At 31.3% G+C, this 15571-nt stretch carries 14 protein-coding genes; 12 read left to right on the top strand and 2 right to left on the bottom strand.

Translation table 11 applies throughout. The features are described from left to right. Positions 1 to 35 precede the first annotated feature (35 nt). Entirely contained in the window at positions 36 to 815 is a 780-nt protein-coding gene (locus Q0L44_RS09325) for an alpha/beta hydrolase (RefSeq protein ID WP_296637802.1), read from the top strand. A 30-nt stretch (positions 816 to 845) separates the two neighbouring features. Here Q0L44_RS09325 and thiL read toward each other — a convergent pair whose 3' ends face one another. After that, positions 846 to 1895 carry a thiamine-phosphate kinase gene (gene thiL, locus Q0L44_RS09320; RefSeq protein WP_296637800.1) on the bottom strand — a complete coding sequence of 350 codons (1050 nt, stop codon included), beginning with the start codon at positions 1893 to 1895 and terminating at the stop codon, positions 846 to 848. Between the two features lie 160 nt (positions 1896 to 2055). Here thiL and Q0L44_RS09315 point away from each other — a divergent pair, with 160 nt between their 5' ends. From Q0L44_RS09315 to sufD, 8 genes are all read left to right on the top strand, one after another. Further along, a complete protein-coding gene (locus tag Q0L44_RS09315) occupies positions 2056 to 3306 on the top strand; it encodes a choice-of-anchor B family protein (protein WP_296637799.1) in 1251 nt (416 codons plus the stop codon). A gap of 8 nt (positions 3307 to 3314) precedes the next feature. Next, complete coding sequence (locus tag Q0L44_RS09310; RefSeq protein WP_296637798.1) at positions 3315 to 4637, top strand: hypothetical protein; 1323 nt, start codon at positions 3315 to 3317, stop codon at positions 4635 to 4637. Between the two features lie 4 nt (positions 4638 to 4641). Further along, on the top strand, positions 4642 to 5406 hold the full coding sequence (locus Q0L44_RS09305; protein WP_296637796.1) for an MbnP family protein: 765 nt from the start codon (positions 4642 to 4644) through the stop codon (positions 5404 to 5406). A gap of 55 nt (positions 5407 to 5461) precedes the next feature. Next, entirely contained in the window at positions 5462 to 6478 is a 1017-nt protein-coding gene (locus Q0L44_RS09300) for a cytochrome c peroxidase (protein WP_296637795.1), read from the top strand. Between the two features lie 106 nt (positions 6479 to 6584). After that, the gene (locus Q0L44_RS09295) at positions 6585 to 6914 is read left to right on the top strand and encodes an iron-sulfur cluster assembly accessory protein (protein ID WP_053973950.1); all 330 of its coding nucleotides are present in this window, start codon (positions 6585 to 6587) and stop codon (positions 6912 to 6914) included. Positions 6915 to 6926: 12 nt separating this feature from the next. Beyond that, a complete protein-coding gene (gene sufB, locus Q0L44_RS09290; RefSeq protein ID WP_296637791.1) occupies positions 6927 to 8375 on the top strand; it encodes a Fe-S cluster assembly protein SufB in 1449 nt (482 codons plus the stop codon). A 75-nt stretch (positions 8376 to 8450) separates the two neighbouring features. Next, positions 8451 to 9200: a Fe-S cluster assembly ATPase SufC gene (gene sufC / locus Q0L44_RS09285; protein ID WP_296637789.1), complete on the top strand. Its 750-nt coding sequence runs from the start codon at positions 8451 to 8453 to the stop codon at positions 9198 to 9200. A gap of 54 nt (positions 9201 to 9254) precedes the next feature. Next, the gene (sufD, locus tag Q0L44_RS09280) at positions 9255 to 10568 is read left to right on the top strand and encodes a Fe-S cluster assembly protein SufD (protein ID WP_296637787.1); all 1314 of its coding nucleotides are present in this window, start codon (positions 9255 to 9257) and stop codon (positions 10566 to 10568) included. A gap of 51 nt (positions 10569 to 10619) precedes the next feature. Here sufD and Q0L44_RS09275 read toward each other — a convergent pair whose 3' ends face one another. Next, the gene (locus Q0L44_RS09275) at positions 10620 to 11936 is read right to left on the bottom strand and encodes a serine hydrolase (RefSeq protein WP_296637785.1); all 1317 of its coding nucleotides are present in this window, start codon (positions 11934 to 11936) and stop codon (positions 10620 to 10622) included. A 99-nt stretch (positions 11937 to 12035) separates the two neighbouring features. Between Q0L44_RS09275 and Q0L44_RS09270 the strand changes: the two genes are divergently transcribed. From Q0L44_RS09270 to Q0L44_RS09260, 3 genes are all read left to right on the top strand, one after another. After that, positions 12036 to 13250: a cysteine desulfurase gene (locus Q0L44_RS09270; RefSeq protein ID WP_296637784.1), complete on the top strand. Its 1215-nt coding sequence runs from the start codon at positions 12036 to 12038 to the stop codon at positions 13248 to 13250. Positions 13251 to 13385: 135 nt separating this feature from the next. Beyond that, a complete protein-coding gene (locus Q0L44_RS09265) occupies positions 13386 to 14357 on the top strand; it encodes a type I phosphomannose isomerase catalytic subunit (protein WP_296637782.1) in 972 nt (323 codons plus the stop codon). Between the two features lie 320 nt (positions 14358 to 14677). Beyond that, the gene (locus Q0L44_RS09260) at positions 14678 to 15538 is read left to right on the top strand and encodes a glycoside hydrolase family 16 protein (RefSeq protein WP_296637781.1); all 861 of its coding nucleotides are present in this window, start codon (positions 14678 to 14680) and stop codon (positions 15536 to 15538) included. The last annotated feature ends 33 nt before the right edge of the window (positions 15539 to 15571 follow it).

Here is a 15571-nt window from a genome sequence, read left to right as displayed (position 1 = left end):
TGATTTAAAAGCGGAAATATACATATTTTTGTTTGATGCAAAAATCGATCTTATTTAAAAATACGAACATTTCATTTTCTGACATAGGAAAGGGGACTGCAGTAGTTTTGTTGCATGGTTTTTTAGAAAACAAAACCATGTGGAAAAATATTACACCAGTTTTAGCTAAAAAAAATAGAGTAATTGCTATAGATCTATTAGGTCATGGAAAAACAGATTGCTTGGGCTATGTGCATAGTTTAACCTTATTTTCAGAAGCTATAGAAGCTGTTTTAAAACATCTAAAATTAAGACGATTTTATATTATTGGACATTCTTTAGGAGGTTATGTCGCTTTAAAATTAGCGGATAGAAACCCTATTAAAATTAAAGGTTTATGTTTATTAAATTCAACTTCAAATGAAGATGATGATGCTCGTAAAGCATTAAGAATTAGAGCAAACAATATGGCGCAACAGAATTTTGAAAATTTAATACGTATGTCTTTTGTGAATTTATTTACGGCAAGTAGTAGAGATAAATTTTCAAAAGAGATAGAGTTTGCTTTACATGAGGCTCTAAAGACTACAAAGCAAGGTTATATTGCTGCGAATGAGGGCATGCGAATTCGATTAAATAGAAATCATGTCTTAGCTGAAAATAAGTTTAAAAAATTGATAATTGCAGGTAAAAACGATCCAGTTCTACAATTTGAAACCGCGAAAAAAGAAGCTAAAAAAACAAACTCAGAACTCATCGGTTTAGATGGTGGACACATGAGTCATATAGAAAACAAAGAAGCTTTGTCGACTATTTTATTGAACTTTTTAAGTTAATACTATTCTAAAAACCTAAGTTAGATTAGATTAATCTTCTTGCATTGAATTCCAACCCTGTGCTTTTAATTCAATTTCTTGATTTGCTCTAGTAATAAGTTGTAAACCTTGGTTTTCTTCTGTGATATGACCAATAATAGAAAAGTTAGGATTGCCTTTTACCTTGTCAAAATCTGAGATTGGTACCGTAAATAAAAGTTCATAGTCTTCACCACCGCTTAAAGCAACCATAGTAGAATCCAATTCAAACTCCTCACAGGCAGAAATTACTTGTGGATCTAAAGGCAATTTATCTTCATAAATTTTACAACCTACTTTACTTTGTGTACAAATATGAAAAAGTTCTGAAGATAAACCATCAGAAATGTCAATCATAGCAGTTGGTTTTACTTCTAATTCTTTTAAAAGCCCAGCTACATCTTTACGTGCTTCAGGTTTTAATTGACGCTCAATTAAATAAGTATAGTTATCTAAATCTGGTTGATTGTTTGGGTCTACTTTAAAAACCTGCTTTTCTCTTTCTAAAACTTGTAATCCTAAATAAGCAGCACCTAAATCTCCAGAGACAACTATTAAATCTGTTTCTTTAGCTGTATTTCTATAAACTATATCTTCCTTGTTGGCTTTACCAATTGCTGTTACCGAAATTAAAATCCCTTTGGTAGATGAAGTGGTATCACCACCAATTAAATCAACTTTATAAGTATCACAAGCCAACTGAATACCAGCATATAGTTCTTCAATTGCTTCTAATAGAAACCTGTTAGAAACAGCAATAGAAACCGTAATTTGTTCTGCAGTTCCGTTCATTGCATATACATCAGATAAATTTACCATTACAGATTTATAACCTAAATGCTTTAAAGGCATATAGCTTAAATCAAAATGAACACCCTCAATTAGTAAATCTGTGGTAACTAAAGTTTGTTGTTCTGAAGCCTCTAGAACTGCTGCATCATCACCAACCGCTTTTACTGTAGTTTCTTGATTTAATTTAAAGTATTTTGTAATATGACTTATTAAACCAAACTCACCAAGTTCGGCTAATGACGTTTTATTTTGATTTTTATCTTCTAACATGCTGCAAAGATAGTTACATTCTTAAAATTGATAGAATTACTTTAACAGAGATTTTAATTTGGTTTCAATTATAAATTCTATTTTTGCTACAATAATTTTATAATAACAACTTATTGCTTGTCGATTTATCTAGCTATTGGTACTAATTTAAAATATTACTATGTTTAAAAAAACACTGTTTTTATTAATTCTTATTTCTTTTAGTTGCTCTGAAGGTTATTTAGGACCATCTAATCCAGATCCAATAGTAGATGTAGTTGATCCCATAAATGATAAGATTACAAAGTGCGAAAATGGAATGGCGGGCGAATTTCCTTGCAATGGCTATGATTTATTAGCAAGAATTTCTTTAGATGATTTAAATTTATCGAACACTGCAAGTGATAATTTAAGTGGAAACGATTCTTGGGGTTGGACAGACCCTACAACACAAAAAGAATATGTTTTAATGGGCTTAAACTCTGGAGTTTCATTTATAGATATAAGCGAGCCAACCACGCCAGTTGTTTTAGGGTTTTTACCAACAGCGACCGTAAATAGTGATTGGAGAGATGTAAAAGTATATAACAATCATGCATTTGTAGTTAGTGAAGCTCTTAATCATGGTATGCAGGTTTTCGATTTAACAAAATTAAGAGATGTTGCAAATGCACCAGTAGTTTTTGATTCAGATGCAACCTATACCAATTTTGGAAGTGCACACAATATTGTAATTAATGAAAGTGAAGGCTACGCTTATCCTGTAGGAACCAGTAGAAGTGGAACCTACCAAGGAGGTCCATTGTTCATAAATATTCAAGATCCATTAAACCCTGTAAACGAAGGCGGTTTTCTTAACTATTCTCATGACGCACAAGTATTAACTTATAATGGTCCTGATACAGAACATTTGGGGAAAGAAATTTTAATTGGTAGTAATGAAACAGAAGTGGTAATTGTAGATGTTTCTGATAAAAGGAATCCAAGAAGATTATCAGCCATAAGTTATACCAATGTAGAGTATACACATCAAGGTTGGTTTTCAGAAGATATGAGTTATTTTCTATTAGGAGATGAGTTAGATGAACTTAGAAAAGGAGGCTTTACAAGAACCGTTGTTTTCGATTTTATAGACTTAGACAGCCCTAAATTACATTTCGAATATCAAGGAACTACAGCAGCTATAGATCATAACGGTTATGTTAAAGGTGATACATTTTACCTGGCAAATTATACAGCAGGTGTTAGAATGATTGATGTTTCTGATATAGCAAATAAAACAATGACTGAAACTGGTTTTTTTGATACCAGACCAAGTAGTAATCTAGCTTCTTTTAATGGAGTTTGGAGCGTATATCCTTATTTTGAAAGTGGTGTAATTGTAGTTAGTGATATTGAAAACGGATTGTTTTTAATTAAAAAATCAGAATAAAATACTGAATGAAAAAACTCTGCTACTTAGCAACTCTTTTTCTTCTTTTTCAATGTTCAGATCCAGAAATTAGAGAAGGTTTCTCTTCAATAACTGTAACCCAAGAAATTACTGCAAAAACTTTTGGTGGCTCTAAAAACGATGTTTATCAATCTGTAGTTTCTACTTTAGATGGGGGCTATGCAGTTTTAGGTTACACACAAAGTAACGATTTTGATATCTCAGATAAAACCAATGAAAGTTTCGATTTTTTGTTGATGAAATTTTCATCAGATCATCTTTTGCTTTGGAGTAAAACCTATGGTGGTTCAGATGATGATAGAGCTGCAGATTTAATTGCAACTAAAGATGGTGGTTTTGCGCTTTTTGGTTTTAGCAAAAGTTCAGATGTTGATGTAGCCAACAATGCAGGAGCTCAAGATTTTTGGATGATTAAAACCACGTTTGATGGCACAATTTCTTGGGAGAAAACTTTTGGTTTTTTAGGTGCAGATAAAGGAAATTCACTTATACAAACTGTAGATAACGGTTTTTTAATTACGGGTGTTTTAGATGTATCAGCCTCAAATGGTCAAGGTAATTCTAAGACCACAGAAAAACATGCAGGTGGAGATGTTTGGGTAATTAAACTGAATAATAATGGAGATTTAGTTTGGAGCAGATTTTTTGGAGGCTCTTTTACAGATACTCCTTTTGGAGTAATAGAAACTGAGAATAACAATTATATAATTGCAGCATCTTCAGATAGTGAAGATTTTAATATTAGCAACAATAAAGGAACGTATGACTTTTGGCTTTTTAAAGTTTCTTCTACTGGAGATTTACTTTGGGAGCAAAGTTTTGGCGGTTCTGAAATAGATGAGCCAAGAGGAATTACAAGTACAGATGATGGCAATTTTGTAGTTGTTGGTGATACTAGAAGCGCAGATAAAGACGTGTCTACAAATAATGGAGGTGCAGATTTATGGATGATAAAAATTACAACTGAAGGTAATTTACTTTGGGAAAAAACTTTAGGAGGTTCTAGTTTTGATGCTGCAAGATCTATTTCAAAAACACAAGATGGTGGTTTTGTAATCTCCGGAAACTCCAGAAGTTTAGACCAAGGTTTTATCAATAAAGGTCAAAATGATGGTTGGGTTTTAAAAGTGGATAATAATGGCTCTTTACTTTGGCAACAATTTATTGGTGGTACAGAAAATGAATTATTGTTCGATGCAGTAGAGCTTGCAAATCAAGATATTGTTGCTGTAGGAGAAAGTAGTAGTTCAGATGCTGACATTTCTGAAAATAAAGGGTTTTCAGATGGGTTAATTATAAATATCAAATAGTTTTATGAAAAAGCCATTTTATTTTTTCTTCTTTTTATTGATTGTTTTGTCATGTAAAGATGAAACAGAATGTTGTGTAAATCCAACAATAGCTATAAAGCTTAAATTTACACATCATTGGGATGGAGTTGAGCTTAGCTCGTCAGATTTTAATGAATTTAAATTTAGAACCGCAAACGACGATTTAATAAGTATTTCTAGATTAAGATATTTAGTTTCTAATGTTTTATTTAATAATACTATACAGTCATCATCTACAATTTATAGTTTAATTGATATAGATGAAAATAAAACTACCCTTTTAGTAACAGGCGTTCCGATATCTAAAGTTAATGCATTTGCATTTACTTTTGGTTTTAGAGATGAAGACAATTTAGATGGAGCTTATGCAGACTTAAACTCAGCCTCTTTTAATGTGCCAGAAATGTTAGGTGGTGGTTATCATTACATGCAGTTTGATGGCAAATATAAAGACAGTAATAATGCTGACGCAAACTTTAATTACCATGCAATTAGAGCTGCAGATATTACAGATCCAGACAATATAATTTTACAAGACACTTCTTTTGAAGTTGATTTAGGTAATATAGAAATCACAGAAAACACAACAATAGAAATTAAAATGAATGTTGCAGAATGGTTTAAAAATCCTAATATTTGGAATTTAAACGAATTAAATACAGTTCTAATGCCAAATTTCGACGCTCAAATTTTGATGAATGAAAATGGTCAATCTGTATTCTCATTAGGTAAAATTACTAGTAATTAATATTTTTGGTAAAATGAAATATTTAGGTTTTTGCATAATTTTTTTATTTTTCTTGATGAGTTGTTCATCTAAAGAAGATGATGTATATATACCTGTTGCCTATAATTTAGAAATACCTCAATTGTTTGCAGATAAATTGATACCCCCAGTTATACCTGCAGACAATCCACTTACAATAGAGGGTGTCGCTTTAGGTAAAAAACTATTTTTTGATCGAATTTTATCTGGGATTCAAACACAATCGTGTGCACATTGCCATAAGCTACAAGAAGCATTTTCTGATAGGTCACAATTTAGCGAAGGTGCAGATGGTAATTTAGGCTCAAGAAATTCGATGCCATTATTTAATTTAGCTTGGAATTTTGAGGAACTTTTTGCTTGGGATGGAAAAGAATTTGGATTAGAGAATCAAGTTATTGAACCTATTGTAAATCCCATAGAAATGCATGGAGATTTAAAAGAAATCACCAAAAGATTAAATGAACATGATCGTTATCCAGATTTGTTTCAGCTAGCATTTGGTACTTCAAAAATTAGTGGAGATTTAGTAGCAAAAGCAGTAGCTCAGTTTATGAGAACTATTATTTCTGCAAATTCTAAATTTGATAGATATTTATTGGGTGAAGCAACTTTAACAGCAGCAGAAGAAAATGGATTTAACGTTTTTATGAGCGAAGAAAAAGGAGATTGCTTTCATTGTCATGGAAGCAATAACAATCCTCTTTGGACAGACAATCAATTTCACAACAATGGCCTAGATGAAACCTTTACAGATTTAGGTTTAGGAGCCATTTCAGGAGACCCTGCAGATAATGGTAAATTCAGATCTCCATCTTTAAGAAACCTTACTTTTACAGCACCTTATATGCATGATGGTCGATTTTCTACTTTAGAAGAAGTCATCAACCATTACTCAGAAGGGTTGCGGTTTTCAGAGACTATAGATCCGTTAATGAAAAAAGTAAATGATGGTGGAGTTGGTTTAAGCGATCAAGACAAAGATGATTTAAAAGCTTTTTTATTAACACTTACAGATGAAGAATTTATCAATAATCCTGCTTTTAAAAACTAATCAATAAAACCAATCATAACATTAGGTTTCATAATGAAAGTTTGTGTTTTTTTTGCGACTTATGTCGTATATTTGCAGACAATTTAGATTTAATCTATTTAAAATTATGATAAAAGTTTCAGACACAGCAAAGAGAAAAGTCATTGAATTGATGACAGATGATGGCTTTGACTCTACAAAAGATTTTGTAAGAGTTGGTGTAAAAAGCGGAGGTTGTTCAGGCTTATCTTATGATTTAACTTTCGACAATAGCCAACAAGAAAACGATAAAGTTTTTGAAGAGAATGATGTAAAAATCGTTGTCGATAAAAAGAGCTTTTTATATTTAGTAGGAACTACTTTAGAATATTCTGGAGGCCTAAATGGTAAAGGTTTTGTGTTTAACAATCCAAACGCAAATAGAACTTGTGGTTGTGGAGAATCATTTTCACTTTAAAATTAGACAATTATGTCAAAGTATACAGAAGAAGATTTAGAACAAGAATTAAAAACCAAAGAGTATGAATATGGTTTTTATACAGATATAGAGAGTGAAACGTTTGCCAAAGGTTTAAATGAAGATGTTGTTCGTGCAATTTCTAAAAAGAAAAACGAACCAGAATGGATGACTGAATGGAGACTTGAAGCCTATAGAGTTTGGGAAAAAATGACAGAGCCAGATTGGGCAAATGTTAAATATCCTAAGCCAGATTTTCAAGAAATTGCTTACTATTCCGCTCCAAAAAAGAAACCTAAATTAAACTCTTTAGATGAGGTAGATCCAGATTTATTAGAGACCTTTAAGAAATTAGGTATTTCTATAGATGAGCAAAAGAAGCTAGCTAATGTTGCAGTAGACATTGTTATGGATTCTGTTTCTGTAGCAACAACTTTTAAGAAAACATTAGGTGAAAAAGGTATTATTTTTATGCCAATTTCAGAAGCTATTCAAGAATATCCAGAATTAGTGAAAAAATATTTAGGTACAGTTGTGCCAACATCAGACAACTTTTATGCAGCACTAAATTCAGCTGTCTTCTCTGATGGATCGTTCTGTTACATTCCAAAGGGCGTTAAATGTCCAATGGAATTATCAACTTACTTTAGAATTAATGAAGGAGGTACAGGTCAGTTTGAAAGAACTTTGGTAGTTGCGGATAAAGGAAGTTACGTTTCGTACTTAGAAGGCTGTACAGCTCCTCAAAGAGATGAAAACCAATTACATGCAGCAGTTGTGGAATTAATAGCCATGGATGACGCAGAAATTAAATACTCTACTGTTCAGAACTGGTTTCCTGGAGATGAAAATGGAAAAGGTGGAGTTTTTAACTTTGTTACTAAAAGGGGTTTATGTGAAACAAACGCAAAAATTTCTTGGACACAAGTAGAAACAGGTTCTGCAGTAACTTGGAAATATCCTTCTTGTATTTTAAAAGGTAACAATTCAGTTGGTGAGTTTTACTCAATAGCGGTCACCAATCATTTTCAGCAAGCAGATACTGGTACAAAAATGATTCACTTAGGTAAGAACACGAAGTCTACCATTATTTCTAAAGGTATTTCTGCTGGTCAATCTCAGAATTCATATAGAGGTTTAGTGCAAATAAATTCTAGAGCAGAAAATGCACGTAATTTTTCACAATGTGATTCCCTTTTAATGGGTAATGTCTGTGGTGCACATACTTTTCCTTATATAGAAACAAAAAACAAATCAGCACAAATAGAACATGAGGCTACCACAAGTAAAATTGGTGAAGATCAATTATTTTATTGTAATCAAAGAGGTATAGATACAGAAAAAGCAATTGCATTAATTGTAAATGGTTTTAGTAAAGAAGTACTTAACAAATTACCTATGGAATTTGCTGTAGAAGCACAAAAACTTTTAGAAATTTCACTAGAAGGCTCTGTAGGTTAATTTCAAAAAATTACAAACTAAAAAGTTAAATAGTAAATAGCATAGAGCTAAAGGCTCAAAATTAAAGTAGAAAATATGTTAAAGATTAATAATTTACACGCATCAATAGACGAAAAATCTATTTTAAAGGGGTTAAACTTACAAGTGAATGCAGGAGAAGTTCATGCAATTATGGGGCCTAATGGTGCAGGTAAAAGTACCTTTGCAAATATTGTAGCTGGTAAAGAAGATTATGAAGTTAGTAATGGTATCATAGAATTAAATGGAGAAGATATCAGTGAATTAGCTCCTGAAGAAAGAGCACATAATGGTGTGTTTTTGTCTTTTCAGTACCCAGTAGAAATTCCTGGTGTATCTGTAACAAATTTTATTAAAACAGCCATAAACGAAACTAGAAAAGCAAAAGGCTTAGAAGATATGCCTGCAAAAGATATGCTAAAAAAGATTCGCGAAAAGTCTGAGTTATTAGAAATTGATCGTAAATTTTTATCTCGTTCTTTAAACGAAGGGTTCTCTGGTGGAGAGAAAAAGCGTAATGAAATTTTTCAAATGGCAATGTTAGAGCCAAAACTAGCCATCTTAGATGAAACTGATTCTGGTTTAGACATAGATGCTTTAAGAATTGTTGCTAATGGTGTTAATAAATTAAAATCTAAAGACAATGCAGTAATTGTAATTACACATTACCAAAGACTTTTAGATTATATAGTTCCAGATTTTGTACACGTTTTACACGATGGTAAAATTGTAAAAACAGGTGATGCTTCTCTTGCTCTAGAGTTAGAAGCAAAAGGGTACGATTGGATTAAAAAGGAACTAGTTTAAATTCAAAGGCTATATCTTTTAGCCCTTGTAATTTTAACTTTCAAACAATATAAAATGGAATTAAAAGATAAATTACTTTCCTCTTATGTAGCTTTTGAGGATAATGTAGACACGAATTCAGAAATTCATGACATACGTTCTAAAGCCCTAGAAAACTTTGATAAGCTAGGTTTCCCATCTAAAAAGTTAGAAACTTGGAAATACACATCTTTAAACTCACTTTTAAAAAATGACTTCAGTATTTTTCCTGATAGAGGAAGAGCTGTAGCTTTGGCAGACGTAAAGCAGTATTTTATTCACGATATAGATACGTATAAAGTTGTATTTATAGACGGTAAATACAGCTCTTTTTTATCTGCAACAACTCACGAAAATTTTGATGTTTGCTTAATGTCTTCTGCATTAAACAAGTCAAAATATAAATCTGTAATAGAAACATATTTTAATAAAGTTGCTAAGCAAGATAATTTAACAAGTTTAAATACCGCTTTTGCATCAGAGGGCGCTTATATTCATATTCCAAAAAATATAGAAGTTCAGAAACCAATTCAGATTATTAATTTTACAACAGGTTCTGAGCCTGCAACAATGACTCAGCCAAGAAATTTAATTGTGGTTGAAGAAAATTCGCATGTGCAAATTATAGAACGTCATCAAAGTTTAACCTCTAATGCGGTTTTATCTAATGTTGTAACAGAGGTTTTTGCTGCTAAAAGTGCAACTGTAGATTATTATAAGATTCAAGATGATCATATAAATGCCTCTTTAGTAGACAACACTTATGTAAATCAAAAATCGAATAGTGTGGTTTCTGTGCATACCTTTTCATTTGGAGGAAACATTACCAGAAATAATTTAAATTTTTATCAGAATGGAGAACATATAGACTCTATTTTAAAAGGAATTACAATTATTGAAGGAAAACAACATGTAGATCATCATACATTAGTGCATCATATAGAACCTAATTGCGAATCACATCAAGATTATAAAGGAATCTACGATGAACGCTCTACAGGAGTATTTAACGGTAAAGTAATTGTAGAAAAAGAGGCACAGAAAACCAATGCTTATCAACAAAATAATAATGTTTTAGTAAGCGATAAATCAACTATAAATGCAAAACCTCAATTAGAAATTTTTGCTGATGACGTAAAATGTTCTCACGGTTGTACTATTGGACAATTGGATGATGATGCTTTGTTTTATATGCAACAAAGAGGTATTCCTAAAAAAGAAGGTAGAGGTTTGTTAATGTTTGCATTTGCAAATACGGTGTTAGAAAGTGTAAAAATACCAGAGGTAAAATCTAGAATTACAAAGTTAATAGCTAATAAATTAAAAGTTAATATCGGGTTCGATTTATAGCACAATAAATCACAAAAAAACCACGTTACAACGTGGTTTTTTTTATGGTCTTTAGTTTATGCTTTCTAATATTCCTTTTAAAAAAGTGTTTTCATCCATCCAAGATAAAGCTATTCTTACTATAACCAAATCTTGTTCGGGTAGTATATAAACACGTTGACCTTGATACCCATCTGCGAAATACATGGTTTTTGGAACATCTTTCATCTGTCCTTTTGTATTTAACCAAAACTGTGCTCCATAAAGCCCGTTAGAACTCGGCGTAGGTGTAGCAACATAATCTGCCCATTTTTCTGAAAAAACCTGAGAGCCATTCCAATTCCCTCTATGTAAGTAAAGTAGGCCAAACTTTCCCCAATCTCTTGGTGTAGCCCAAGCATAAGAAGATGCAACGAAGTTACCAGCTAAGTCAGCCTCTATAACCATAGAATTCATACCTATTTTATCAATAAGCTCTGTGTACCAAAAATCTAGATATTCTTGATGAGTTTTAAATTGACTTCTTACAATCCCAGACAACAAATTAGATGTTCCAGAAGAATAGTTCCAGCTTCCATTTATTTTACCGGTAAGGGGTTTTTGAACTTGCATTTTAGTCATATCTCTCTCTAAGAACAACATTTTTGTTGCGTCAGAAATTTCATCATAATTTTCATCCCAAGCTAGACCAGAATTCATTTGTAGTAAATTATGGACACTAATATTTTTGCGATTATCGTTTTGCCAAGCTTTAATAGGGGCTTTATCTGTTACTTTTATTTTATTTTGATATTGTAGTACTCCAAAAACGGTACTTAAAACACTTTTGGTCATAGACCAGCCTAAAAGCCTAGAATCTTTTGTAAATCCGTTTGCATATTTTTCTGCAATAATCTGATCTTTGTAAATAACAACAACAGCTCTAGTCTGATTTTTTCCAAAAATCGAGCTTACAGTCTTATTTAATTTTGGGTAATTAATGTTATTAAAAAGGGTGTCTTTTTGGTCTGCATTGCCATACGGATAAGGAATTAAATTGTTAGGGTTTGATCTTTTTGGAGTCAGGTAATCTGCTGTTTCATCTGCTTCTGTTAATGTTAAAACACTACCTAAGCCTTTTCTGTAAATTGCTTTTCTTGTTAATAAATTAAATACAGATGCCTCTGCAAATTTTTTCTTGATGTTAATTGCATCAGTTGCTAAATTTACCGGAGAAAAGTTATTATCTGTTGTATCTGTGAATGCTAAAGCACGCTTTCCTAAAAAAACTGAAGAGGCTGTGTTTTTTGCAGAATAGCCTGCTAATATATTCAGTTTAGGGTAGTTTACAAATATGACCAATATAGTTGTAATAGATACTAATAGAAGAATTCGTATAAATAATTTCATAAAAATATGAGTTTAGATTTGTAAAAATAAGAAAATCATATTGGCTTTATTCGATGTTTAAAAAATCAAGTTTTATCTTTGTATTTTAAAATAAGCCTTATGTTTAATGTAAATAAAGTTAGAGAGGATTTTCCGATACTAAAAAGAGAAGTGCATGGTAAGCCTTTGGTGTATTTTGATAATGCAGCAACTTCTCAAACGCCTCAAGTTGTTATAGATACAATTGTAGATTATTATAGTAATTACAATGCAAATATTCACAGAGGTGTGCATACATTAAGTCAAGAAGCTACAGATAAATATGAAGAAGCTCGTATAAAAATTAAGAGGCACTTCAATGCCAAAGAAGCTTACGAAATAATACTTACTTCAGGTACTACACATGCTATAAACATGGTAGCTTCAGGTTTTGAAACTTTGTTAAGTAAAGGAGATGAGTTAATAGTCTCTGCTTTAGAACACCATTCTAATATTGTTCCTTGGCAAATGCTTTGCGAAAAGACAGGTGCAAGTTTAAAGGTGATACCAATGACAGATGAAGGGGTTTTAGATATGGAAACGTATCATAAATTACTAAATGAAAGCACTAAGCTTGTTTTTTGTAACCATGTGTCAAATGCTTTAGGAACTATAAATCCAATAGAAGAAATTATTGAAGCTGCTCATAAATTTAATGCAGCAGTTCTGATTGATGGAGCACAAGCTACGCCTCATATTAAGCCAGATGTTCAAGCATTAGATGTAGATTTTTATGTTGCTTCTGCTCATAAATTGTGTGGGCCAACAGGAGTTGGTTTATTATACGGAAAACAAGAGTGGTTAGAGAAATTACCTCCTTATCAAGGAGGAGGGGAAATGATTGCAACTGTTTCATTTAAAAAAACAACCTATGCTGGTTTGCCTCACAAATTTGAGGCTGGAACTCCAAATATTTGTGGAGGTATTGCTTTTGGTGCAGCACTAGATTATATGAACTCAGTAGGGTTTAATGAAATTGCAGCTTACGAAAATGAATTATTAGTTTATGCAACTCAACAATTAGAAAAAATAGAAGGTCTGAAAATTTATGGAACTTCTGCCAATAAAACTGCTGTAATCTCATTTAATGTTGGTGCTATTCACCCTTATGATATAGGTGCAATTTTAGACAAATTAGGAATTGCAGTTAGAACAGGACATCATTGCGCGCAGCCAATTATGGATTATTATCAGATTCCAGGAACAGTAAGAGCGTCGTTTTCTTTTTACAATACAAAAGAAGAGATCGATGTTTTTGTTATTGCATTACAAAGGGCAGTAGCTATGTTAGCGTAACATTATTAAATTTGTTCATTTACATTTACCATCCGTCTAAAGTATTTGGTTATTAATGTATATTTAAATGTTTTATAAAGTTCTAAATTTATTTTCATTTATTGCTTTAGTATCTTTGAACAGACAAATAGAAATATGAATTTTTATCCTTTAAAGTTTACTCCATTATACAAGTATAGAATTTGGGGTGGAGAAAAACTAAATACAGTATTAAATAAAAATCATAAGGAAAATAATATTGGTGAGTCTTGGGAGATTTCTGACGTTTCAGGAGACGAAACGTTAGTTGCAGAAGGTGCTTTAATGGGTAAATCTTTAAGAGATCTAACCATTCAATTTCAAGGAGAGTTTGTAGGTAACAATGTTTACGAAAAGTTTGGCCAAGAATTTCCTCTATTGATTAAATTTATTGATGCTAAAACTCCATTGTCTATTCAAGTACATCCAAGCAATGAAATTGCAAAAGAAAGACACAATTCTTTTGGAAAAAATGAGATGTGGTATGTTATGCAAGCTGATGAAGATGCTAAATTAATAGTTGGTTTCGATGAAGAAATTTCTAAAGATGAATATCAAGAACATTTAAAAAACAATACTATTTTAGAGGTATTACATTACGAAAATGTGAAAAAAGGCGATACATTTTACATCCCTACAGGAAGAGTTCATGCAATAGGTGCAGGTGTTTTATTGGCAGAAATTCAGCAAACTTCAGACATTACCTATAGAATTTATGATTATGATAGAGTAGATTCTAAAACTGGTCAAAAAAGAGATTTACACAACGAACAAGCATTAGATGTTATAGATTATTCAGTCTATGAAATGTATAAAACATCATATGATTTAGATAAAAACATATCGAATAAATTAGTTCATTCTCCTTATTTTACAACTAATATCTTAGACATTAATACTACTGTAAATAAAGATTATTCATCCATAGATTCCTTTATTATATTTATGTGTGTAGAAGGTAATGCAACTATTCATTATAATAATAAAGCATATACAATAAATTGTGGTGAAACTATTTTATTGCCTGCTGCAATTCAAAATGTTACTATTAAAGCAACACAAGTAAGACTCTTAGAAGTTTATTATTAGTGGAGAAAAAAGACCGATAGTCTTATATTTTTTTAACGTTTTGTTTTTTCTGTATATTTGGTTTAAATGTTTTATCTTCAAACATTACTTCAATTATTTATTAAAAATAATACCGAATGAAAATTAAGATAGCTGCGCTTTTATGTGCTTTTTTTACATCTTCTGTGATTGCTCAATTATTTAATGACCAAGTTGTTCCTTTAATCAAAAACTTTTTTAATCAATTTTATCTATTCAAAGCTAAATTCTATTAACAGTTTAAAGGAATTAACTTCACAAACACTTAAACTCTTAATTTACTTTTTTTAATATTAAATAAAATGATTCAATCAAAAAAAATAATTAAATATCTATCATTAGTATTATTTGTATTTGTATTACTTTCAAGTACTATAAAAATAAAAAATGAATATAATTCAGACGAAGTTTGGCAAATAGACTTCTTTGATGATTTTGCTACTTTTAATAAAAATAATTGGCAAGATCAATTGATTTGGGTAAATAAAGAAACACACTGCTACGTTCCAGACAATCTTTATGGAACAAGAGAGGTAAGTAATGGTACTTTAAAGCTAAAAGTTATTAATATAAATGAAGAAATACCTTGTAACAACTTTGATAAATTTGGAGAAAAACATCCAAATACTAGTTATGTAGCAGGAAGAATTACTACTAAAAACAAAAAGGAATTTCACAAAGGTAAATGGACTGCAAAGTTAAAACTATGGAGTAATGGAGAAAAAAGTATGTTTCCTGCTTGGTGGCTTTTGGGTGCGCAGAACAACGAGCCACCATTACAAGAAGCAGATGAAAATATTTGTTGGCCAAAAACTGGTTCTGGAGAAATAGATATTTTTGAGCATCATGGAGATCATCAAAAAAATCATTTTACAACAGGAGCTATAAAGAGTTTAGGGGTATGTAATGATGGAGATTGGTGGTCTTTAAGAAAAGGGTTTGATGTTACTTTAAATGAGTACCATGAGTACTCCGTTGAATGGGAAAATAGTGATTTAGTTTATAAAGTAGATAATAAAGAAATATATAGGAATGTTGGCCAAGGTGATAAATATCCAGAAAAAATGTTTGCAATATTAAATTTTGCAAAAATTACTGATAAACCGATGGAAGGCGAGTGGGTTATGGAGGTAGATTGGGTAAAACATGAATTTAAAAAATAATAGATTTATGAACACAAAAAACAGTTTCTTAGC

This window comes from Polaribacter sp., assembly GCF_024639685.1.
Lineage (GTDB): Bacteria > Bacteroidota > Bacteroidia > Flavobacteriales > Flavobacteriaceae > Polaribacter.
Note: the sequence above shows the minus strand (reverse complement) of the source record. Positions and strands in the feature narration are given on the sequence as shown.

Coding starts and splice junctions, on each gene's coding strand:
- Q0L44_RS09275 (WP_296637785.1), bottom strand. CDS start 11,936: ATGAAATTATTTATACGAATTCTTCTATTAGTATCTATTACAACTATA.
- Q0L44_RS09315 (WP_296637799.1), top strand. CDS start 2,056: ATGTTTAAAAAAACACTGTTTTTATTAATTCTTATTTCTTTTAGTTGC.
- Q0L44_RS09265 (WP_296637782.1), top strand. CDS start 13,386: ATGAATTTTTATCCTTTAAAGTTTACTCCATTATACAAGTATAGAATT.
- sufB (WP_296637791.1), top strand. CDS start 6,927: ATGTCAAAGTATACAGAAGAAGATTTAGAACAAGAATTAAAAACCAAA.
- Q0L44_RS09310 (WP_296637798.1), top strand. CDS start 3,315: ATGAAAAAACTCTGCTACTTAGCAACTCTTTTTCTTCTTTTTCAATGT.
- Q0L44_RS09300 (WP_296637795.1), top strand. CDS start 5,462: ATGAGTTGTTCATCTAAAGAAGATGATGTATATATACCTGTTGCCTAT.
- sufD (WP_296637787.1), top strand. CDS start 9,255: ATGGAATTAAAAGATAAATTACTTTCCTCTTATGTAGCTTTTGAGGAT.
- Q0L44_RS09295 (WP_053973950.1), top strand. CDS start 6,585: ATGATAAAAGTTTCAGACACAGCAAAGAGAAAAGTCATTGAATTGATG.
- thiL (WP_296637800.1), bottom strand. CDS start 1,895: ATGTTAGAAGATAAAAATCAAAATAAAACGTCATTAGCCGAACTTGGT.
- Q0L44_RS09270 (WP_296637784.1), top strand. CDS start 12,036: ATGTTTAATGTAAATAAAGTTAGAGAGGATTTTCCGATACTAAAAAGA.
- Q0L44_RS09305 (WP_296637796.1), top strand. CDS start 4,642: ATGAAAAAGCCATTTTATTTTTTCTTCTTTTTATTGATTGTTTTGTCA.
- Q0L44_RS09260 (WP_296637781.1), top strand. CDS start 14,678: ATGATTCAATCAAAAAAAATAATTAAATATCTATCATTAGTATTATTT.
- sufC (WP_296637789.1), top strand. CDS start 8,451: ATGTTAAAGATTAATAATTTACACGCATCAATAGACGAAAAATCTATT.
- Q0L44_RS09325 (WP_296637802.1), top strand. CDS start 36: ATGCAAAAATCGATCTTATTTAAAAATACGAACATTTCATTTTCTGAC.